The sequence below is a fragment of the Citrobacter amalonaticus genome (genome assembly GCF_001559075.2).
GTDB classification, from domain to species: Bacteria; Pseudomonadota; Gammaproteobacteria; order Enterobacterales; family Enterobacteriaceae; genus Citrobacter_A; species Citrobacter_A amalonaticus_F.
The window spans coordinates 1,902,398-1,922,581 of sequence record NZ_CP014015.2 but is presented as its reverse complement, the minus strand read 5'-3'; the positions used below and the strand labels follow the sequence as shown (position 1 = coordinate 1,922,581).

General features: G+C 54.9%; 18 protein-coding genes and 1 pseudogene. 6 read left to right on the top strand and 13 right to left on the bottom strand.

What is annotated here, in order from left to right:
* Positions 1 to 98: 98 nt before the first annotated feature.
* Entirely contained in the window at positions 99 to 1,478 is a 1,380-nt protein-coding gene (locus AL479_RS09225) for a carbohydrate porin (RefSeq protein ID WP_061075856.1), read from the top strand.
* Positions 1,479 to 1,589: 111 nt separating this feature from the next.
* On the opposite strand, the gene nepI is transcribed toward AL479_RS09225, so the two are convergent.
* From nepI to AL479_RS09210, 3 genes are all read right to left on the bottom strand, one after another.
* Positions 1,590 to 2,783 (bottom strand): purine ribonucleoside efflux pump NepI, encoded by a 1,194-nt coding sequence (gene nepI, locus AL479_RS09220; RefSeq protein ID WP_061075855.1) that lies wholly within the window; start codon positions 2,781 to 2,783, stop codon positions 1,590 to 1,592.
* 149 nt (positions 2,784 to 2,932) lie between these two features.
* A complete protein-coding gene (locus AL479_RS09215) occupies positions 2,933 to 3,385 on the bottom strand; it encodes a DUF1198 domain-containing protein (protein WP_061075854.1) in 453 nt (150 codons plus the stop codon).
* 52 nt (positions 3,386 to 3,437) lie between these two features.
* Complete coding sequence (locus AL479_RS09210; protein WP_042998697.1) at positions 3,438 to 4,772, bottom strand: NCS2 family permease; 1,335 nt, start codon at positions 4,770 to 4,772, stop codon at positions 3,438 to 3,440.
* A gap of 175 nt (positions 4,773 to 4,947) precedes the next feature.
* Here AL479_RS09210 and adeD point away from each other — a divergent pair, with 175 nt between their 5' ends.
* Positions 4,948 to 6,714: an adenine deaminase gene (gene adeD, locus AL479_RS09205; protein WP_061075853.1), complete on the top strand. Its 1,767-nt coding sequence runs from the start codon at positions 4,948 to 4,950 to the stop codon at positions 6,712 to 6,714.
* A 77-nt stretch (positions 6,715 to 6,791) separates the two neighbouring features.
* On the opposite strand, the gene uhpT is transcribed toward adeD, so the two are convergent.
* The 4 genes from uhpT to uhpA all read right to left on the bottom strand — a co-directional run bounded on the left by uhpT (position 6,792) and on the right by uhpA (position 11,756).
* The gene (uhpT, locus tag AL479_RS09200; RefSeq protein ID WP_061075852.1) at positions 6,792 to 8,183 is read right to left on the bottom strand and encodes a hexose-6-phosphate:phosphate antiporter; all 1,392 of its coding nucleotides are present in this window, start codon (positions 8,181 to 8,183) and stop codon (positions 6,792 to 6,794) included.
* A gap of 142 nt (positions 8,184 to 8,325) precedes the next feature.
* Positions 8,326 to 9,654 carry an MFS transporter gene (locus tag AL479_RS09195; RefSeq protein ID WP_061075851.1) on the bottom strand — a complete coding sequence of 443 codons (1,329 nt, stop codon included), beginning with the start codon at positions 9,652 to 9,654 and terminating at the stop codon, positions 8,326 to 8,328.
* Positions 9,655 to 9,663: 9 nt separating this feature from the next.
* A complete protein-coding gene (gene uhpB, locus AL479_RS09190; RefSeq protein ID WP_061075850.1) occupies positions 9,664 to 11,166 on the bottom strand; it encodes a signal transduction histidine-protein kinase/phosphatase UhpB in 1,503 nt (500 codons plus the stop codon).
* Complete coding sequence (gene uhpA, locus AL479_RS09185) at positions 11,166 to 11,756, bottom strand: transcriptional regulator UhpA (protein WP_042323463.1); 591 nt, start codon at positions 11,754 to 11,756, stop codon at positions 11,166 to 11,168. The genes uhpB and uhpA overlap by 1 nt, the downstream gene beginning before the upstream one ends.
* 29 nt (positions 11,757 to 11,785) lie before the next feature.
* Here uhpA and AL479_RS24205 point away from each other — a divergent pair.
* A pseudogene (locus AL479_RS24205) lies at positions 11,786 to 11,875 on the top strand (hypothetical protein); the annotation flags it as partial.
* Between the two features lie 35 nt (positions 11,876 to 11,910).
* Here AL479_RS24205 and AL479_RS09180 read toward each other — a convergent pair.
* The 3 genes from AL479_RS09180 to rbsK are packed head-to-tail and all read right to left on the bottom strand — an operon-like array spanning position 11,911 to position 15,197.
* Positions 11,911 to 12,924 carry an aldose 1-epimerase family protein gene (locus AL479_RS09180; RefSeq protein ID WP_061075849.1) on the bottom strand — a complete coding sequence of 338 codons (1,014 nt, stop codon included), beginning with the start codon at positions 12,922 to 12,924 and terminating at the stop codon, positions 11,911 to 11,913.
* Positions 12,925 to 12,935: 11 nt separating this feature from the next.
* The gene (gene fucP / locus AL479_RS09175; protein WP_061075848.1) at positions 12,936 to 14,249 is read right to left on the bottom strand and encodes an L-fucose:H+ symporter permease; all 1,314 of its coding nucleotides are present in this window, start codon (positions 14,247 to 14,249) and stop codon (positions 12,936 to 12,938) included.
* Positions 14,250 to 14,276: 27 nt separating this feature from the next.
* Positions 14,277 to 15,197: a ribokinase gene (gene rbsK / locus AL479_RS09170; protein WP_061075847.1), complete on the bottom strand. Its 921-nt coding sequence runs from the start codon at positions 15,195 to 15,197 to the stop codon at positions 14,277 to 14,279.
* A 326-nt stretch (positions 15,198 to 15,523) separates the two neighbouring features.
* Between rbsK and AL479_RS09165 the strand changes: the two genes are divergently transcribed.
* Positions 15,524 to 16,309 (top strand): DeoR family transcriptional regulator, encoded by a 786-nt coding sequence (locus AL479_RS09165; RefSeq protein WP_061075846.1) that lies wholly within the window; start codon positions 15,524 to 15,526, stop codon positions 16,307 to 16,309.
* A gap of 1 nt (position 16,310) precedes the next feature.
* Here the strand turns inward: AL479_RS09165 and ilvN are convergent, their stop codons facing one another.
* The 3 genes from ilvN to ivbL all read right to left on the bottom strand — a co-directional run bounded on the left by ilvN (position 16,311) and on the right by ivbL (position 18,505).
* Positions 16,311 to 16,601 (bottom strand): acetolactate synthase small subunit, encoded by a 291-nt coding sequence (gene ilvN, locus AL479_RS09160; protein WP_042998709.1) that lies wholly within the window; start codon positions 16,599 to 16,601, stop codon positions 16,311 to 16,313.
* A 3-nt stretch (positions 16,602 to 16,604) separates the two neighbouring features.
* Positions 16,605 to 18,299 (bottom strand): acetolactate synthase large subunit, encoded by a 1,695-nt coding sequence (gene ilvB, locus AL479_RS09155; RefSeq protein ID WP_061075845.1) that lies wholly within the window; start codon positions 18,297 to 18,299, stop codon positions 16,605 to 16,607.
* A gap of 107 nt (positions 18,300 to 18,406) precedes the next feature.
* Positions 18,407 to 18,505 carry an ilvB operon leader peptide IvbL gene (gene ivbL, locus AL479_RS09150; RefSeq protein ID WP_061075844.1) on the bottom strand — a complete coding sequence of 33 codons (99 nt, stop codon included), beginning with the start codon at positions 18,503 to 18,505 and terminating at the stop codon, positions 18,407 to 18,409.
* A 524-nt stretch (positions 18,506 to 19,029) separates the two neighbouring features.
* Between ivbL and tisB the strand changes: the two genes are divergently transcribed.
* The gene (tisB, locus tag AL479_RS09140) at positions 19,030 to 19,119 is read left to right on the top strand and encodes a type I toxin-antitoxin system toxin TisB (protein WP_042323479.1); all 90 of its coding nucleotides are present in this window, start codon (positions 19,030 to 19,032) and stop codon (positions 19,117 to 19,119) included.
* Between the two features lie 116 nt (positions 19,120 to 19,235).
* On the top strand, positions 19,236 to 20,069 hold the full coding sequence (locus AL479_RS09135; protein ID WP_061075843.1) for a DMT family transporter: 834 nt from the start codon (positions 19,236 to 19,238) through the stop codon (positions 20,067 to 20,069).
* The last annotated feature ends 115 nt before the right edge of the window (positions 20,070 to 20,184 follow it).

Here is a 20,184-nt window from a genome sequence, read left to right as displayed (position 1 = left end):
ACCGAGGCGGGATGGTTATTATCTTAAAATAAATTAATGCGCACATCTATTCAGAATGCTCAATGCAAACTGAAGGATAAAACGTAAATGAGATAACCATGAACATGATAAAAAAACTTCCATTAGCCATGGCGGTCGTGGCCGCGCTTTGCCCGATTTCTGTACTCGCACAGGAATTTACTCAGGAACAAATCGACGCCATTGTCGCCAAAGCCGTAGACAAAGCCCTTGCGGAACGTCAGGCGAAAATGGACGCTGCTGTGGCGAAAAAAACCGATGTGATTGTTGAGCCGCAAAGCGCCGCACAGTCGCCCGATATGGCCATTCCGTTCGGTGTGAAATTCAGCGGCTATGCGCGTTACGGCGCGCACTTCCAGAGCGGCGATCAGAAGTACGTCGGCGTGGACGGTTCCTATAACGGCGCGTCCGCCATTGGTCGTCTGGGTAACGAAGGCAACGGCGGCGAATTCCAGCTTTCCAAAGCATTCAAAGGCGACAACGGCGCGATCTGGGATATCAACGTCATGATCGACCACTGGGGCGACGAGGTGAACCTCAAAAAAGCCTACGCGGGAGTGACCAACGTTCTGGAATCCAACCCGAACGCTTATATCTGGGCGGGTCGCGACTTCCACCAACGTCCGCAACAAGGGATCAACGACTACTTCTGGATGAACCACGACGGCCAGGGCGCCGGGGTGAAGAACTTCGATATTGGCGGCGTGCAGTTTGACGTGGCGACCGTGGCCGCCGTGGAATCGTGCAGCCCGGAAGTGATGGAGGATGAAGCCAACCCGTCACGCATCACCTGTACCGGCGGTTCCGGCACTGGTGACAAAGGCAACTACGCCGTAACCTCAAAAATTCACGGTATGAAGCTCGGCCCGTTAGATCTGGAAATCTATGCCAACTATGGCTTTGACTCGAAGGCTGTCGATACCGACGACCGCCTGAACGCCTGGCAGGGCGCGTTTGTGGTAAGCCATACCAATGACAGCGGCGTCAACAAAGTGATCGCCCGTTACTCTGATAATTCCGACAACAGCGTCTACAACAAAACCGACGATCTGACGGCAATTTACGCCAGCTTCGAAGGTAGTCACAAGTTTACGCAGCAGGCGCAGGTTGAATACCTGTTGGCATTCCATGACTACGACAACAGCGCCGATCAGAGTGAAAATCGCAAGAACTACGGTGCCATTGTGCGTCCAATGTACTTCTGGAACGACGTGCACTCCACCTGGCTGGAAGCGGGCTATCAGCGTGTTGACTATGACAACGGCGGCGATAACAAAGGCTGGAAGCTGACGCTGTCGCAGAACATGTCGATTGCGATGGGACCGGAGTTCCGCCCGATGCTGCGCTTCTACGTCACCGGCGGCAAAGTGGATAACGACCGCACCGCTCGCGTGAACGGCACGGATGACGAAACGCTGGACGATTTCAACGTCGGCGCGATGTGGGAAGCGTGGTTCTGATGGGCAATATCGCGTTATGCCGGATGGTGGCATAAATGCCTTATCCGGCCTACAAGTCTCTGTATTGTAGGCCGGATAAGCGCAGCGCCATCCGGCAAACAGAGTGTGAGATCATTGCATACCCTTTATGCGAACTTTCGCTGCCACCAGAAGCGCCGTCAGCAGCATCAGGCTGCCGGAGAGCATCAGGGGCGACAGCAGGCCAAGGTTATCGAGTGCATAGCCTCCCACCGCGGCCCCACAGGTATTGGCAAGCTGGATCACGGCGACCTGGACGGATCCAGCCTTTTCTGCCTGATCGGCAAGCGATCGGGTAATCCACGTCGACCACCCCACCGGCACCAGTGCAAACGCCAGTCCCCAGATAATCGCAATGCTGGCCGCCACAATCTTGTCACTCCCCCACAGCGTCAGCACCAACGCGCTCAGCGCCAGTACCAGCGGCGCACCGGCTAATGCCAGCTTGACCGAGCGTTTAAGAATCATGGACGACAGCGAGGTGCCGACAAAACTGGCGATGCCAAAACTCAGCAGCACCAGCGTCAGGCCATCGACATCAAAGCCTGCCAGATTCATATACACCGGGCGGATGTAAGTGAAGAACGCAAACTGTCCGGCAAAGGACATAAAGATGGCGATCATCCCTGCCGCAACACCGGGACGATTCAACAGACTGAACATGTTCTGCTTCTGATGAGAAGGCTCGCCGGGCAGTGACGGCAGTGATTTCACCACCCAGACAATACACAGCACACCCATCACCGCCGCCGCGTTAAAGACGTTACGCCAGCCGATGATCCCGCCCAGAAAACTGCCCAGCGGAGCGGCAATCACCAGCGCGATGGAAACTGCACCGAAAATCACCGACAGCGCTTTCGGCACCGTACGCGGCGGAACCAACCGCATGGTCAGCGAAGCCGACATCGCCCAGAATCCGCCCAGCGCCAGCCCCAGACTGGCGCGTCCCACCAGCAACAACGCAAAGGAGTTGGCAAAAGAGACCAGCAGGCAGGAGAGGGTCAGTAATACGGAGAACAGAATCACCACATAACGACGATCGGTAGACTGAATGATCTGCGTGATAAACAGACTGGCAAACATGGCGACAAACGCGGTGACGGTCACCGACTGTCCGGCAACGCCTTCAGAAATCCCCAGGTCCTGCGCCATCGGCGTCAACAGACTGACGGGTAAAAACTCGACGGTAATCAGGCAAGCAACACAGAACGCCACGGCAAATACCGCCGACCAGTTCGGGCGGGCGACAACGTCAGCGCGGGTTTTCTCTTCGATACATTCACTCATTTATGCGACCTGCGTGGTGTTCTTGTGGAAAAGTCACGCAGTGTAACATTTTAATTGTGACGTATTTAACGTTTTGGCAACTATTTGTCCAATGGCTAAACCTGTCTTACGCTTCACTTGCATAACGACATTCATCATCCATATTGATCTTAATGCAGCCAGTGCACACCGTCTTCGGGCTGAAAAAAAGCGTTGTAGCGCATCTGGAAGGCATTGATGTCCTGCATATCCGGATCAACCTCACGTAAGAAACCGAGCGCCAGACGCACCTGCGCGTCGGTGATTGGCGCAGCCAGCCTGGCCTTTTGTAGCAGGCGATGCCACTGCAACAGGTTCTGCTCACTGCCGTCCACAATGACGCTCTGCCAGATCAACAAAACCTGAGCGGCATTTTGCAGATGTGACTCGTCGGGGCGATGGAGATACTGCATAAATGCCTCACCCTGCGCTTTGCCCATCTGATCGATCATCGATTCTACCGCCACCACATCAATATTCAGACGCTCGCTCAAGCGGCGAATCGCCCGTCGGGATCCGGAAGTGAGTATCCGAAACCCGATAACAAACACCACCGCCAGTGTGGCCAGCATTATCCAGATCATGCGTTCTCCTGCTTTATCAGCGCTCATGATATCTGGAAACGGCCCATGAATACTAATCCACCAGAATGATTTTCAGCGCAAACAGCACCGCGACCACAACGACGCACAGGTTCAGTTCCCGCCAGCGTCCGGTAAACACTTTCATGATGCAGTACGACATAAAGCCAAGCGCGATCCCCTCAGTAATGGAAAAACTAAAAGGCATCATCACCGTGGTGATAAACGCAGGTACCGATTCGGTTAAATCATCCCAGTTAACGCGGGAGAGGCTGGAAGTCATCAGCACACCGACAAAGATCAGCGCGCCTGCCGTTGCATAAGCGGGAACCATACTCACCAGCGGAGAAAAAAACATGACCAACAGGAAGAGCACGCCAACCACCACCGCCGTCAGGCCGGTGCGCCCGCCAACCGCCACGCCCGAGGTACTCTCAATATAGGCCGTCACGGAAGAGGTGCCGATAAACGCCCCGGCAACCGAACTCACACTGTCGACATACAGCGCTCGTCTCATACCAGGAAATTTACCGTCGCTACCGATTAACCCGGCTTTATCCGTCACACCAATTAATGTTCCTGATGAATCAAACAAATTGATGAGCATGAACGAAAAGATAATCCCGGCCAGATTAAGCGATAAAGAACCACTTAAATCGACCTCACCCATCACCCCGCTAATACTGGGAGGCACAGAATAGATGCCGCTAAAGTGGACATCGCCGAAAAATAATCCACAGCAGGAGGTGACGACAATAGAGACCAACACCGCAGCATGAAAATGGCGTGATGACAGTACGGTAATAATAAAGAAACCTAAAATACCGAGTAATACGCTGTGGGAGCTTAAGTTACCAATGGTCACCAGAGTGTCTTTATTTGCAATAATGACGCCCGAGTTTTTTAATCCCATCAACGCAATAAACAAACCGATTCCGCTGGTGATGCCGATACGTAAATTAATCGGGATATTAGAAATCATCCAGTAACGAATGCGAAAAAGGGTGAGTAAAAATAGTCCGACCGCCCCCCAGAAGATAGCCCCCATTCCCGTTTGCCAGCTTACCCCCATCGCGCCCACCACCACAAAGGCAAAAAACGCGTTCAATCCCATCGCCGGCGCTAATGCAACGGGAAGATTAGCGACGAGGCCCATCGCGATGCTGCCAATACCGGCGATCAGGCAGGTGGTGACAAACACCACTTTGGGGTCCATCTGCGCGGCCCCGAGTATTTGCGGGTTAACAAAAACAATGTACACCATCGTTAAAAACGTCGTCATCCCGGCAATCGTTTCGGTCCGCACGTCGGTGCCATGCTGGCGGAGTTTAAATAATCGCGAAAGGTGATTTGAATCATGCTGCACGTCATCACTGATATCATTATTCATTTTTCTCATCCATTCATGAAGATATAAGCAGGCCTCATTTAAAACATCTCCCGTCTTTAATTCAGTGATTGTAATCACAATGCAAATGCCCGTTAATCGATAAACTTAAAATAATCACCCGGCATTTCTTAATGATAAATAATAATCAAATTGATAAAATCAAAATGAGAAAAATATGAATAACGTCATAAGTCATAAATTTCATTATATTAGCCGTCAGGAACAGCAGGAATTGTTAGCCGTCGCACGCGGCGAAGCGGTTGCTGATTATATTATTGATAATGTCATTCTTCTCGATATTATCAATGGCGGAGAAATGACCGGCCCTATTGTGATCAAAGGACGGCATATCGCGGGCATCGGGGCGGAGTATTGTGACGCTCCGGCATTACGGCGCATCGACGCCCACGGCGCAACGGCGGTTCCCGGCTTTATCGACTCTCACCTGCACATTGAATCCAGCATGATGACGCCAGTGACTTTTGAAACCGCGACGCTGCCGCGCGGGCTCACCACCGTCGTGTGCGATCCACATGAAATCGTCAATGTGATGGGCGAAAAAGGGTTCTCCTGGTTTATCCGCTGCGCCGAACAGGCGAAGCAGAATCAGTATCTGCAGGTGAGTTCCTGTGTTCCCGCTCTGGAGGGATGTGATGTGAATGGCGCACATTTCTCCCTCGACCAGATGCTGACCTGGCGCGATCACCCGCTGGTCGCCGGACTGGCAGAAGTGATGGATTACCCAGGCGTCATTGCAGGACAGGATGCGTTGCTCGACAAAATGGCCGCCTTTCGCCCTCTGACGCTGGACGGCCACTGTCCAGGACTGAGCGGTAAGGCGCTCAACGCCTACATCGCCGCCGGGATCGAGAATTGCCACGAGAGCTACACACTGGAGGAGGGGCGTCGCAAGCTACAACGCGGGATGGCGCTGATGATCCGCGAAGGTTCCGCCGCCCGCAACCTCGATGCGCTGGCACCGCTGATCAACGCGTTCAACAGCCCACAGTGTCTGCTCTGCACCGACGACCGCAACCCGTGGGAGATCGCTCATGAAGGGCATATCGACGCCCTGATTCGCCGGTTGATTTTGCATCATAATGTCCCGCTACACGTTGCTTATCGCGTCGCCAGTTGGTCCGCCGCTCATCATTTTGGCCTGCGCCATCTTGGCTTACTGGCCCCCGGAAAACAGGCGGATATTGTCCTGCTCAGCGATGCCCGCAACGTGACGGTACAGCAGGTGTTTGTCAAAGGAGAACCTGTTGACACCGAACGTCTTAAAACCGAAGAACCGGCAAGGCTGGCGCAAACCGTTCCGCCGTATGGCAATACCATTGCGCGCCTCCCCGTTTGCACCGATGACTTCCCGCTGCATTTCACCCCCGGCAAACGCTATCGGGTGATCGATGTTATCCCTAACGAGCTGGTGACAGGCGCCAGTGACTGCGTGTGCACCGCGGAGGGCTTCGATCGTCATGATATTTGCTATATCGCCGTGCTTGAACGCTACGGTCGCCAGTCGCCCCCGGCCTGCAGTTTATTAGGTGGATTCGGGCTGCGTGAAGGCGCACTGGCGGCGACGGTCAGCCATGACAGCCATAACATTGTGGTGATCGGTCGCAGCGCGGAAGAGATGGCTCTGGCGGTTAATCAGGTGATTGACGATGGCGGTGGACTTTGTGTCGTCCGCAGCGGACAGGTGCAATGCCATTTGCCGCTGCCGATTGCCGGGTTAATGAGCACCGACACCGCCGATTCTCTGGCGGAGCAGATCGATGCGCTAAAAGCGGCGGGTAGAGAATGTGGCACTCTGCCTGATGAGCCGTTTATTCAGATGGCGTTTCTCTCTCTGCCGGTGATCCCCGCACTAAAACTCACCAGCCAGGGGCTGTTTGACGGTGAAACCTTTACCTTCACCTCCCATGAGATCGCTGACTGATTTCAGTCAACCATCGCCAGAAACAGGCATAAAAAAGCCCAGCGCACAGGCTGGGCAAAATGTTACCAACTACACACTTAAGCGGTTCTTAACTGCTGAATTTTTCTTTCCCGGCGGATTTTGCGTTCTTCCATGACGGCGACCATCGCCATCAGGCAGATGCAGCCAATCGCGGCAGCGTCCAGCGCGGCGAAGGTACCCGCCCAGCCGGTCAAACCAAACACCGGCGTACCGTCGGCAATCATCCCCAGACCTAACTTGGCAAAGCTATCGCCGATCAGATACGCAAAGGTGCCCTTGATACCGTCTGCCGCGCCAATAGCTTTTTTCGGAACAAAACCTACCGCCGCCACGCCAATCAACAGTTGCGGGCCAAACACCAGGAAGCCGAGCGCAAACAGTGACGCGAGATAGACATACTGGTTACTGGCATGTTGATACACGCCAAGCGTCGCGATGATCAGTGCCAGCGCCACACAGGCCACCAGCGCACGGCGACCGTTCGCCAGATCCGAGAGCCAACCCCACAGCAGCGTACCGACCAGCGCCCCCACCTCAAACAAGGTAAAGCCCTGAATTGCCACCTCTTTGGACAGTTTCAGCTCCTGGAAAGCGTACACGGTAGACCACTGGTCGATACCGATACGCACCACGTACAGGAAGATGTTGGAGAAACACAGCAGCCAGATCACTTTGTTTTTCAGCACATACTCAACAAAGATCTGCCATTTGGTCATCTCATTTTCTTCGGTCTCTTTATCCTCTTCGCTGATCTCTTCGCCGAACAGTTCTTCAGCTTTACCGAGACCGTAAGATTCCGGCGAGTCGCTACCAAAGCGCAGACCGATAAAGCCGACAATCAGAGCGATAATCGACGGGAAGATAAACATCCCAATCACGTGTCCGTCGAACAGCACGTTCGCACCGAACAGCGCCACGCCGGCCGCACCTGCGCCGCCAAGGTTATGAGAGATATTCCAGAAACCGAGGAAAGTACCGCGCTTACGGCGAGGCGTCCATTTGGTGATGGTGGAATAGCTGCACGAGCCGCCGGTGCTCTGGAAGAATCCGCTCAGGGCATAAAAGGCAATCATCAGGAACAGGCTTACGGAACCCGTTCCCATGCTGGCACTGAAGCCGAGCATACAAATCGCAGAGAGGATCAGCATAAGTGGCAGGAACTGCTTGGTGTTTTTGCCGTCAGCGTAATAGGAAACCAGCGTTTTACCCACGCCGTAGGTGATGGAGAACCCCAGACCAATCATCCCCAGTTGCGTCATGCTCAACCCGTAGGTGGAAATCATATCGTTCTGGGCGATGTTAAAGTTCTTGCGGATCAAATACATGGTCAGGTAACCAATGAAGACCACCAGATAAGACTGCATGAACGGTTTGAACCACATCTTGCGCCGCACATCGAGCGGCAGATCCAGGGTCGGTTTACGCACCTGGTTTAGAAAGGCCAGCATAGGAGACTCCCGAGCGAATTTTTATACCTGCGAATGGCAGGCATTGTAAAAATCAGTCGGGAGACACGCCTGAGACAGCGTCCAGGCGAAACCGGGAAAATTTCTTAGTTTTGCCCCACTCGCGATAAAAAAGTGAGCTGCATCACGCTTCGCTGGCCTCACGTGGAGCCTGAGCGTTGAGGAACGGCAGTAACAACAGGGCAGAGATACCTGCCGCGATAGCAATAACGACGAAGAACCCCGTCCAGTACCAGGTTTCCAGCACCTGCGCCAATGGCCAGCCGGAAAGCGATGCGCCGAGATAGGCGAACAGTCCAACAAACCCGGTTGCCGCTCCTGCCGCCTCTTTGTGCGAACACTCCGCTGCCGCCATACCGATCAGCATCTGCGGACCAAAGACAAAGAATCCGGTGGTGAAGAAGCAGGCCGCCTGCATCACATAGCTGGCAAACGGCATCAGCCACAGTGAACCCACCGAAAGTAAAATTCCGGCGGCAAAAATCAGGTTCATCGGTCCACGGTTGCCGTTGAACAGTTTGTCCGACCCCCAGCCTGCCACCAGCGCACCAATAAATCCGCCCAGCTCGAACATCGTCACCGCCATGTTGGCAGACACCAGATCGACGCCCAGCGTCTCGGACATATACAGATTGCCCCAGTCGTTGATGGCCGCACGCACCACGTACACCAGCACATAACAGAGCGATAGCAGCCAGATGTAAGGGTTGAGCAGTACGTATTTAGTGAGGATCTCTTTACGGGTCAGTCCCGCGCCCTCCTGCTGCTGAGCGATTTCCAGCGCATCGTGCTGCCAGTCCCCCACCGGTGGCAACCCCACGGCCTGCGGACGGTCGCGTAGTCGCCAGCAAAGAAAAACACCGACGACGATTGCCAGCGTTCCGGCCATCATCATCCCGGCACGCCAGCCATAATGCAGTGCCGCAGCAGCCATGACGATCGGAATCAACGCGCCGCCAACGTTGTGTGCGGTATTCCAGATAGCCCACCAGCCGCCACGCTCGTTGCGGGAGTACCATGCCGTCAGCAAACGTGCGCACACCGGCGCGCCCCATCCCTGAAAGAAGGCGTTCAGCGCCCACAGCAGGGCAAACGCCCAGAGTGAAGTGGAGAAACCAAACAGAATATTGACGATGCCGGTGGCAATTAGCCCTGTTCCCATAAAATAGCGGGCGTTAGAACGGTCACTGACGATGCCGGAAACGAATTTCGACACGCCATAGGTGATATAAAACAGCGTCGCCAGCAGACCGATATCGCTACGGGTTAACACGCCGCTGACGAGAATGTCCGGCACGGCGGCGTTAAAACTTTTACGGGTGAAATAGAACAGAGCGTAGCCCAGCCAGATAGTCAGCAGGATATGGCGACGCCAGTAGCGATAGAGATCGTCGATCTCGTGCTTGTCCGTTAACTGCGGCGCATTCGCCGGGGCGTTAAAAAAGGTTAGCATTGCCGCTCCTCAAACGTAACGCAGGGGTAGCGAGACGCTGACTCGCGTACCGTGCGTGCAGGAAATCGTCAGCGAACCGCCGAGCGCCGTCACGCGCTCGCGCATCCCGGTCAGGCCAAAACCCTGCTGACCGGAGCCCGGCGGCAGACCGCTGCCGTCATCCTCAATCACCAGCATCAGCCGCTCGTCCTGCTGCCAGCCCTGTAGCGTCACCGCACTGGCGTTGGCATGTTTCACTATATTATTCAGCCCTTCCTGACAGACGCGAAACAGCGTCACCCGTTGGCCTTCGCTGAGCGCCGTCTCGTCGATCCGCCAGTCGAGATGGCTGACGATACCGCGACTTTCCAGCTCCATTTCCCGCATCAGCGAGCGGATCGCCTGTTCCAGCGTTAAATCATCCAACTGGCGCGGACGCAGGCGTCCCAGCAGGCGGCGCACGGAATCATAGACGCCCAGCGACAGCTGTTCGATCAGCTGCCCGCTCTGCTTCACGCCGCCGTTTTCAACCGCCAGGCGCTGCACGATTCCGGCCTGAGTACGGATCGCGGTGATGGTCTGGCCGATATCGTCGTGCAACTCACGCGCCACGTCGCGGCGTACGCTCTCTTCCGTTTCCAGCAGGCGCTCCGCCAGCCGGTGATTACGCGCCAGTTCGTTTTGCAGCGACTGATTTAACTCACGCAGACGCTGAATACCCGCGCCAAGCAGCAGTCCGGTCAGGCTTTGCGCCAACAGGGAGAGCAATAAATCTACGGGGTGATCGTGCCAGGTCTGGCTGGCAATCAGCGCAATAGCGTTCATCAGCGTTGCGATCAGCGCCCCCTGCCAGCCGTAATGCCAGGCCAGCGCGATGATCGGCAGCGCCAGACAGAAGGGGGTAAATCGCGAAAGCTCAGCGGGTAATCCCAACTGGAGCCACAGGCTGACGCTGAACAGCAGCAGATACCAGATCAGGTGCCGACCGCGCCAGTTCACCGGTTGCGACACCAGCGCCGGGCCCAGCGGCAGCCAGGTGGTGCTGGTCAGATAGTGCCAGAACACCAGGCAGATCGGCGCCAGCGTCAGTCCGCCGGTCAGGGTCAGCAGGAGCGCATTCCACGCTTCCTCCCCTTGTCCCAGCCAGGGAAGCGACTGCAACAGCGCCGCCGCCGTCAACGCCGCCCCCTGAAGCAACAGCGTTCGCCAGTCGCGCTGATGGCGATAACGGGAGATCAGCGCCACGGGCAGCAGCGTCAGCAGGCTGCCGATCAGCAAAAGGGGAAGATGCGCCAGCGCCACTTCCTGCGCCAGCCAGAAGGTCAGCAGCCATTCCGCGCCCAACAATACCGGCCAGTAGCCGCGCGGACATTGCAGCATCAGCCCCAGGCGCAAACCAAACGGGAACAGCAGTACCGCCAGTTCCGGGCGCTCAACCAGATGCAGGCTGATACTCCACAGACAAAACCAGGCGGCAGAGAAGATAAAAAAGCAGGCGAGAACGGTGATTAACCGCGAGAACAGAGTTTTCATTACCAGCCGTCAAACATGCGCCGCGCCAGCTCAACGTCATTGCTGACGCCCAGTTTTTCCATCAGGTTAGCGCGATGGACGTGCACCGTTTTCGGCGATAGCCCCAGCTCGACGGCAATCTCTTTTACCGCCATCCCCTGCGCCAGCTTTTCCGCCACCTGGCGCTCGCGTCGGGTCAGCGGATCCTGGCGCCCGGCCGCCAGTTTGACGGCAATTTCCGGCGTCAAATAACAGCCGCCGGTAGCCACGGTATGCACCGCGGCAATCAGTTCATCCGGGCTGCAGCGTTTGGAGAGAAAACCGCGCGCCCCGGCGTTCAGCGCCTGTTCCACCAGCGCCGGGCTGTCGTGTACCGAGAGCATGATGGTCGCCATTCCTTTCGGCAACTGGCTCAGCAGTTCCAGACCGGAGATATCCGGCATCGAGATGTCGCAAATACACACCTGAACACCGCGTCCCGGCAATCCCGCCAGCGCCTCACGCCCCGAGCCAAACTCGGCAACCACCTGCAAATCGGCCTCCAGCCCCAGCAGTTGGGCAAAGCCGGAGCGAACGATAAGGTGGTCGTCTATCAGGGCAACGGTAATCATGGGGTTCATCCTGGCGCTAAAGCAAGTCGGATGGCGCTGCGCTTATCCGGTCTACAGGCGAGTGCCGATGTAGGCCTGATAAGGCGTTTACGCCGCCATCCGGCAAAAGCGCTTACCTTAACGATAAGCGCGTTGCTGTTCAAGCCTTGAGCGATCAGGCGATGCCGGTGGTGACCGTAAATGTCCGGGTTTGCTGGGGGGGGACCTCAAGCAACGAGCCGTTTCGCTGGGCGGCGAGAAATCCTTCCGGACGGCAGGTGGCGGGCAGGGCGAATGCTGCGACCTGCTGATCGCCGTTATACAGGATCCAACGGGTCACGTAGTTGAGCTCCGAACTGGCGAACCGGGTGACAAACGTGGTGCCATCCGGGGCGATCATGCAGAATTCGGGTTTATCCGTATACCTGTCCAGTTTGTCAGCAAAGAAGACGATTTCCGGATCGTAAAAGTCAGGTTCATTGAGCGCTACCAGCGACGCTTCGCCTTGTAAGATCCGCTGATTAAACGCCAGCCATTGTTGGGTGGGTTTCACATGCGCCGGGACCGATTCGCGAAGCCGCAGCACCTCATCCGGGATATTCTGGCTGAAGGTGGCTTGCGGTACGTACGCATAGTTCATATGGCACATGTACTGCAATGGCATCGCGACGGATGCGAGGTTAGTGACGGCCATCTGAATATCAAACAGCGCGCTCGCCTTATGCATCACCACCGCAGGCTGCGCCTGATAATGATGACCGAATCCCATCACATACTCGTAGCGTCCGGTCACGCGCAGACTGTCGCCGTCCAGTTCAAGCCAGGCCTCGTCCATCGCGGCACAGGCCATTTCACCGTGCAACGGGTGAGTATCTTCCGGCGACGGGCAGCCATTGGCCAGCAGTCCGGAATGGAAGGCAAAACAGCCATAGGTCGCCACGACTTCCGTTGCGGGTTTCGGCTGGCGGAACATGTTGCGCATGGTCAGATCGTGACCGTCAAACCGGGCATCCCAGATCATCTGCCCCATCCAGGGCAGAATCACCAGATGACCACGACTGTTCTGCACCTTTAGCCCTTCCACACCGCTGGCATAACGAAAGGCGGTGACCGTGAAATCGCTGTTCTCCAGCAGGACTTGAGGATGTTCACCAAAGAGCGTCCGCCACAGCGTGATACGTGTTGTCATAATCGTTCTCCTCAGGATGCGGTCGCTTCAGCCAGGCTGCGCACTTTGCTTTCACGCCAGAAATAGACCCCCACGTAAACGAAGCACAGCATGGAGACAAGGAACGAGAGTTGTAGCGAGTGGAACATATCCGCCACATAACCCTGAATCGCCGGGACCACGGCGGCGCCAACGATGGCCATCACGATCACCGCACCCGCCATTTCAGTGTGTTCGTTATCGACCGTATCCAGCGTACCGGCATAGATAGTCGCCCAGCAAGGTCCAAACAGAATGCTCACCAGCACCGCGACGTATACCGCACTAAAGCTCGGTGCCAGCGAAACATAGGCAAGGAACAGCGCGCCGATAATGGAGTAAAGAATCAGCACTTTTTCCGGATTAAAACGGGTCATCAGGATGTTGGCGATAAACTTGCCAATAAAGAAGCAGGCAAAGCTATAAACCATGAAGTTAGAAGCATCACGCTCGTTGATATCGCCCAACTCCAGCGCCAGACGAATGGTGAATGACCACACGGCCACCTGCATCCCCACATACAAGAACTGCGCCACAATACCGCGGCGGAAACGAGCATTGCTCGCCAGATAACGCAACGTGTCCATCGCCGACGGGCGTTTATGGTTGGCGGTTTGCGCCACTTTGCAGGTCGGGAAGCGGGTCAGCAGGAACAGCACCATCACCACTACCAGAACCATAATCATGTACTTATACGGCTCAAGGGTGTTTTCCAGCATCAACACTTTAAAGTTATGGATCTGCTCGGCATTCATCCCCGCCATCTGTTTTTCCAGACTGTCGCCTTCGGAAAAGACCAGATATTTACCCAGCAAAATGCCGGATGCCGCGCCAATCGGGTAGAAAGTCTGACTGATATTCAACCGTAAGGTGGCATAGGCTTTTGGACCGATCATCGAACTGTAGGTGTTCGCCGCGGTTTCCAGGAAGCTCAGACCAATGGCAATCGCGAAGATCGCCGCAAGGAACATGGTGTAGGTTGCCATGTGCGAGGCCGGGAAAAAGAGCGTACAGCCGACGATATACAGCGTCAGGCCGATTAATATCGCCACTTTATAGCTGGTCTTTTTAATCACCATGGATGCCGGGATCGCAATTAAAAAATAACCGCCATAAAAGGCGCTCTGAACTAATGCTGAGGCAAAGTTGCTGAGTGAAAACACGCTTTTAAATTGCGTAATCAGAATATCATTTAATGCGGCTGCGCATCCCCATAACGGGAATAAACAGGATAACAAAATAAACTGGAACAGAGGGGTCTTATTCAGATACCCATCGGGCATCTGAATGATGTTTTTATCGTTCATAGTGCTACCTTTTACAGTGCAGGAGTATTATTCGTTTAGGGTAAGAAATTCATTAAATTGTTCGATACTCGGATAAGAGGATTGTGTGCCTTTCCCGGTAACGCTAAACGCAGCGAAAAGGACGGCTTTCTTCATCGCGGCTTCAACATCTCCGCTCTGGACATAGTAATGGGCAAAGCAACCGATAAAAGCATCGCCTGCGCCACTGGTATCAACAGCATTAACGCGAAACGCCGGAACATGGACTTCCTGGTCACGCGTCATCCATAACGCACCTTTTTCGCCCATGGTCACAATAATATTGTTTAACCCTTTATCCACTAAGGAGCGGGCGGCGGCACGAATATGGTCATACGACTCCACCGACATACCGGTTAATATTTCCAGCTCGGTTTCATTCGGTACAAAGAAATCACATTTACAGGCGTACGACATATCTAATTCCCGCAATGCCGGAGCGGGATTTAATAACACTTCGATGCCATGCTTTTTACCAAACTCAATAGCGTGATAAACCGTCTCCAGCTGAACTTCCAGCTGCAGGACAATAAGCTGACATTTTTTTAAATCTTCCGCTGCGCGATCGATATCTTCCGGGGAGAGGAACTTGTTCGCTCCTTTAATAATAAGAATGCTGTTACTGGAGTTCGCATTCACAAAAATCGGCGCCACGCCGCTACTGGTGCACGGGACTTTTTCGACATAGGTGGTGTTGATGCCCCAGGATTCGAGATTGCGAATCGTGTTATCCGCAAAGATATCGTCACCGACTTTGGTCAGCATCAGCACTTTCGAGTTGAGCTTCGCCGCTGCAACAGCTTGATTCGCGCCTTTTCCACCGCAGCCGATTTTGAACGCTGGCGCTTCCAGGGTTTCCCCTTCTTTGGGCATCTGATTGGTGTAGGTGATGAGATCCACCATGTTAGAGCCAATAACCGCGATATCCATTTTACTACCTCTCAGAAACAATCACACAACAATGATATTAAAATAACATTATCATGTTACTTCCGTATCATTTGTGACTACGATCGCGATTGGAAGATCATTTCACTGTTTATTTATTAGGCGCATTCTGCACAAGCGATCACCCTCCCTCATCCATTATTCGTTACAATTAACTGAAATTAAACTAGTTATAATCAAAAAAACGCGAACAAACGCGCTTTTAATTCCTGCCTGCCGGACGTATAGTAATGCAGCAACATAATGTTCCAGCAGACACAAAAATGTTACTCATGGAACATACGCAACATGAATCGCGGAGAGGGTGAATGGAAACCAAGCAAAAAGAACGTATTCGACGTCTGATGGAACTGTTGAAGAAGACCGACCGCATCCATCTGAAAGACGCCGCGCGGATGCTGGAGGTTTCCGTAATGACCATCCGCCGGGACCTCAGTCAGGATGACGAACCGTTACCCCTGACGCTGCTCGGCGGCTATATTGTGATGGTCAGCAAGCCCGCCGCGCCCGTTAACGCGCCCCTGCCGGCAAAAAAGACCCATCATCGCGACGATTTACCTGTCGCGATCCTGGCGGCCGGTCTGGTGAGCGAAAACGATCTGATCTTTTTCGATAATGGTCCGGAGATGCCGTTGGTGATCAGCATGATCCCGGACGAGATCACCTTTACCGGGATCTGCTATTCGCATCAGGTTTTTATCGCGCTCAATGAAAAACCCAACGCCACAGCAATCCTCTGTGGGGGAACCTATCGGGCGAAGAGCGATGCGTTCTACGATGCCAATAACCCGTCACCATTGGATTCACTGAATCCGCGGAAAGTCTTTATCTCCGCCAGCGGCGTACACGAGCACTTCGGCGTCAGTTGGTTTAACCCGGACGACCTTGCCACCAAGCGCAAAGCGATGGAGCGCGGACTGCGTAAAATTTTACTGACGCGTTACGCCCTGTTCGATGAGGTCGCTCCCGCCAGCATTGGTCCGCTTTCCACCTTTGATGTCCTGATATGCGATCGTCCGCTACCGGCAGATTACGCCACCCACTGCCGGAACGGTTCTGTCAAAGTGATCACCCCTGATTCAGACGGCGATTAAGTTACTCAAAGAATACGGCAATTTTGTTGAACATCGTCGGGTCTGACTGGTTACGCACCACTTTCACCACATCTTCCAGCTTATCGATTTGGCTAATCATCTGCTCCAGACGCTGATCGTCGTTGACCAGTAGCCAGATGCGGCTCTGGTCGCTGCTCTGAATCGGCAGACAGAGGATGCCCTCGACGTTAAATGCACGGCGGGCGAATAGCCCGCAGACGTGGGTCATAACGCCTGGGTGGTTGCGGACGGTGAGTTCCAGAATGACGTTCTCATGTGATTGTTTCTGCATGGCTTATTCCCCCACCATCTCAGTATTTGCCGCGCCTGGCGGTACCATTGGATACACTTTTTCTTCCGCATCAATGCGGACATGGATCAGCGCCGGTCCCGGCCGACTGATGATCTCCTGCAGGGCCGCCTGCGGGTCCGCTTCGTTATTCAGATCGCAGGTATGTAAACCAAACCCGGCGGCAATCTGCATAAAGTTGATGGTTCCCGGATACGTCGCAGCAAAAACGCCCTGCTTGTAGAACAGACTCTGCTGCTGATGCACCAGCCCCAGCGCTTCGTTATTCATCAGGATGATTTTCACATCCAGCTGGTTTTCGCTGGCGGTTGCCATCTCCTGAATGTTCATCATCAGACTGCCGTCGCCGGAGAAACACAGCACTTTCTTATCCGGGTTCGCCAGCGCCGCGCCAATTGCCGCCGGCAGACCAAATCCCATCGTACCCAGCCCGCCCGAGGTCAGCCACTGGCGAGGACGGTTCAGCGGATAAGCCTGCGCCGCCCACATCTGATGCTGGCCCACGTCAGTCGTGATAATCGCGTTATCGTCCACACAGGCCGCCACCGCATTGATCAGGCCGTAGTGACACAGCGGGCCGCGTTCTTGCGGGATGGCGCACGGGAACTCACGTTGCAAATCGCTGACCAACTGGTGCCAGTCTGCGCGCGGGTTCGCGTCAATTTGCGGAATCAACTGGGTCAGCACGTCATCCACATCAGCCTGAATAGCGATGTGCGGCTGCTTGATTTTGCCCAGTTCCGCGCGGTCGATATCGACGTGGATGATTTTGGCATTCGGGCAGAACTGCTCGGTTTTGCCTATCGCCCGATCATCAAAACGCGCGCCCAGCACGATCAGCAGATCCGCCTCTTGCAGGATGAAGTTGGTGCTGCGCGCACCGTGCATCCCTAACATGCCTAACGACAGCGGATGCGCCTTCGGCAGCATTCCCAGCGCCATCAACGTCATGGTGGTGGGCAACTGCGCCTTTTCCGCCAGTTCACGCACCCGCTGCGGCGCATTAATCACCCCACCGCCGAGGTACAGCACCGGGCGCTGTGCAGCGTTAATCATTGCGGCAGCTTCACGAATGCTGTCTGCGCTAAATTCCGGCGTTGCCATTTTCTGTGCCGGTTCTGGCATCTCGTCAATCTCGAGAATCGCCATCTGGATATCCTTAGGTATGTCTATCCACACCGGGCCAGGACGTCCGGACTGAGCAAGACGAAATGCGTCGCTCATCACCTGCGGGAGTTCATCGATATGTCTGACCAGATAGTTATGTTTTGTGATGGGGATAGAGATGCCGTAGGTGTCCACTTCCTGGAAGGCGTCGGTGCCGATCATGGAGGCCGGAACCTGCCCAGTGATACACACCATAGGGATAGAATCCAGGCGCGCATCGGCGATAGCGGTCACCAGATTGGTCGCGCCCGGCCCGCTACAGGCCATGCACACCGCCGGTTTGCCGTCGGTTCGCGCCATGCCCTGCGCAATGAACCCCGCACCCTGCTCGTGGCGCGCCAGAATATGGCGGATTTGCGTGCTCTGACTTAAGGCATCATAGACGGGGAGAATCGATCCGCCCGGGATCCCAGTGACAATCTTAATGCCCTGACGTTCCAGAAAATGAACGATGAATTCAGCGCCCGTAAAACGCGTACGCTGGGGTGTTGATGTTGTGCCCGAACTTGCCATGCTCCAGTCCTTTTGTTCTGGGCCGACGCTCCGGGCAGGTCTCTTAAACGAAAAACCCCGCCCGGTTTGCGCCGGCGGGGTTTTGGAATCGTGTGTTGTTCCGGACCCTACGGCGCATTGCCGACGACCACCACCACACGCACGACGACCGCTGCGCGAGATGGCGCAGTGTTTAGTAGGGTCGACGTCAGCATGGAAGGGTTCATTAGGGACCTTGTCTGTTTAATGATTAACAGGATTTATACAAGCACAGCTTTCATAACCTGACAACGGAAAAATTTTCATCTGCGTAAAAATGCGCCGACGATCACGTTTTGCCAGGAAAAAACGCCCAAAACAAAAAAACCCGCCGGAGCGAGGTTTTTTCAGCGTTATGCGGTTGGTTGCCGCAAAGCACACTGTGTTATGTCAACAGCAAAAGTATACGCGTTCTACGAAGAACACGCAATTTCAGCACGGATTTTGACGCTTTTGAGTATGGATCAGAAGTTCGGTACTGTCCACAAATACCTGTTCATTCATACAGTATTTATCTATAATATCTCCGTACGCAATGTGTTAGGTGGGGCCGCATCGTAAACCGGCGCAACAAAGTCCTGGCTGAAACGGGTGGTGCCGTCAGCGCCTTAACCCCCCCGGTGAGCACACTGTGTTATGTCAACGTAGGTGCTGGTAACAGGCGGCGGAAAGGTACGTCAGCACCGTGCTCCTTTGCCAAAAGGAGACGCGTATGAGCCTCGTGGATATCGCTATTCTTATCCTGAAACTCATCGTTGCAGCCATGCAACTTCTTGATGCTGTTCTGAAATACCTGAAGTAATTCAGATTCAAGTCGCACCAAAGGGGAGCGGGCAGCCGCTCCCCTTTTACATCGCAGATGCTTGTGTGGCGATGATATGTTACGTTTTTATGACATTCCCTGATGACGCCTGAGCTATGACCCTTTCCGTTTTCTGCATTTTGCTGTTCGCCGCACTGCTGCACGCCAGCTGGAACGCCATTGTGAAAGCCGGAAACGACAAGCTCTACGCCGCCATCAGCGTCAGCGGTTCCGCCGCCATTATGGCGCTCCTTTGCCTGCCCTTTGCGCCACACCCCTCAACCGCCAGCATCCCGTTTTTAGCGGCCTCGACCGCATTACAGGTGGTCTACACCGTACTGGTTGCCAGAACGTATACCGTTTCCGATATGAGTCAGACCTACCCGCTGATGCGCGGGACAGCGCCGCTGCTGGTGGCCGTCATCAGCGTATTGTTTCTTGGCGACAGCCTGTCCGCACTGGCATGGACGGGTATCGCGGTGATCTGCGCCGCCATCCTCGGTATGGCCTTTAACGGCCGGGCTCGTTCGCAGCAAGGTATTGTGCTCGCCCTGATTAACGCCTGTTTCATCGCCGGGTATACGCTGGTCGACGGCACTGGCGTCAGGCTCTCGGAAACCGCACTGGGATACACGCTCTGGACCTTCTTTTTGAACGGATCCTGCCTGCTGGGATGGGCGATGATGGCCCGTCGCCGTGAGGCATTGCGCTATTTGACGCAGCACTGGAAGAAGGGGATTTTTGGCGGCATTGCTACCATGGGTTCCTACGGACTGGCGCTCTGGGCCATGACTCTCGCGCCGCTGGCGGTCGTCGCTGCACTGCGTGAAACCTCAATCCTGTTTGGTGCGCTGATTGCCTGGCTGCTGCTGAAGGAACGAGTGGCGGGGTTGCGCCTGGTGGCTGCTGGCGGGATTGCCGCTGGCGCCATTCTGTTACGCCTGTCCTAGAATACACACTCGGCAACATTTGTTGCCGCTTTTTGTTTACATATCCTGCCGTTCAGTCCCTTTCCATTCCCGCCCGCCATCTGGCCTTCTTTTTTCAGTGTGGTAGATTTCACCC

Coding starts and splice junctions, on each gene's coding strand:
- AL479_RS09195 (WP_061075851.1), bottom strand. CDS start 9,654: ATGCTAACCTTTTTTAACGCCCCGGCGAATGCGCCGCAGTTAACGGAC.
- nepI (WP_061075855.1), bottom strand. CDS start 2,783: ATGAGTGAATGTATCGAAGAGAAAACCCGCGCTGACGTTGTCGCCCGC.
- uhpB (WP_061075850.1), bottom strand. CDS start 11,166: ATGAAAACTCTGTTCTCGCGGTTAATCACCGTTCTCGCCTGCTTTTTT.
- uhpT (WP_061075852.1), bottom strand. CDS start 8,183: ATGCTGGCCTTTCTAAACCAGGTGCGTAAACCGACCCTGGATCTGCCG.
- uhpA (WP_042323463.1), bottom strand. CDS start 11,756: ATGATTACCGTTGCCCTGATAGACGACCACCTTATCGTTCGCTCCGGC.
- ivbL (WP_061075844.1), bottom strand. CDS start 18,505: ATGAACCCTTCCATGCTGACGTCGACCCTACTAAACACTGCGCCATCT.
- rbsK (WP_061075847.1), bottom strand. CDS start 15,197: ATGGATATCGCGGTTATTGGCTCTAACATGGTGGATCTCATCACCTAC.
- ilvB (WP_061075845.1), bottom strand. CDS start 18,299: ATGGCAAGTTCGGGCACAACATCAACACCCCAGCGTACGCGTTTTACG.
- AL479_RS09135 (WP_061075843.1), top strand. CDS start 19,236: ATGACCCTTTCCGTTTTCTGCATTTTGCTGTTCGCCGCACTGCTGCAC.
- adeD (WP_061075853.1), top strand. CDS start 4,948: ATGAATAACGTCATAAGTCATAAATTTCATTATATTAGCCGTCAGGAA.
- tisB (WP_042323479.1), top strand. CDS start 19,030: ATGAGCCTCGTGGATATCGCTATTCTTATCCTGAAACTCATCGTTGCA.
- fucP (WP_061075848.1), bottom strand. CDS start 14,249: ATGAACGATAAAAACATCATTCAGATGCCCGATGGGTATCTGAATAAG.
- AL479_RS09165 (WP_061075846.1), top strand. CDS start 15,524: ATGGAAACCAAGCAAAAAGAACGTATTCGACGTCTGATGGAACTGTTG.
- AL479_RS09210 (WP_042998697.1), bottom strand. CDS start 4,772: ATGAATAATGATATCAGTGATGACGTGCAGCATGATTCAAATCACCTT.
- ilvN (WP_042998709.1), bottom strand. CDS start 16,601: ATGCAGAAACAATCACATGAGAACGTCATTCTGGAACTCACCGTCCGC.
- AL479_RS09215 (WP_061075854.1), bottom strand. CDS start 3,385: ATGATCTGGATAATGCTGGCCACACTGGCGGTGGTGTTTGTTATCGGG.
- AL479_RS09225 (WP_061075856.1), top strand. CDS start 99: ATGAACATGATAAAAAAACTTCCATTAGCCATGGCGGTCGTGGCCGCG.
- AL479_RS09180 (WP_061075849.1), bottom strand. CDS start 12,924: ATGACAACACGTATCACGCTGTGGCGGACGCTCTTTGGTGAACATCCT.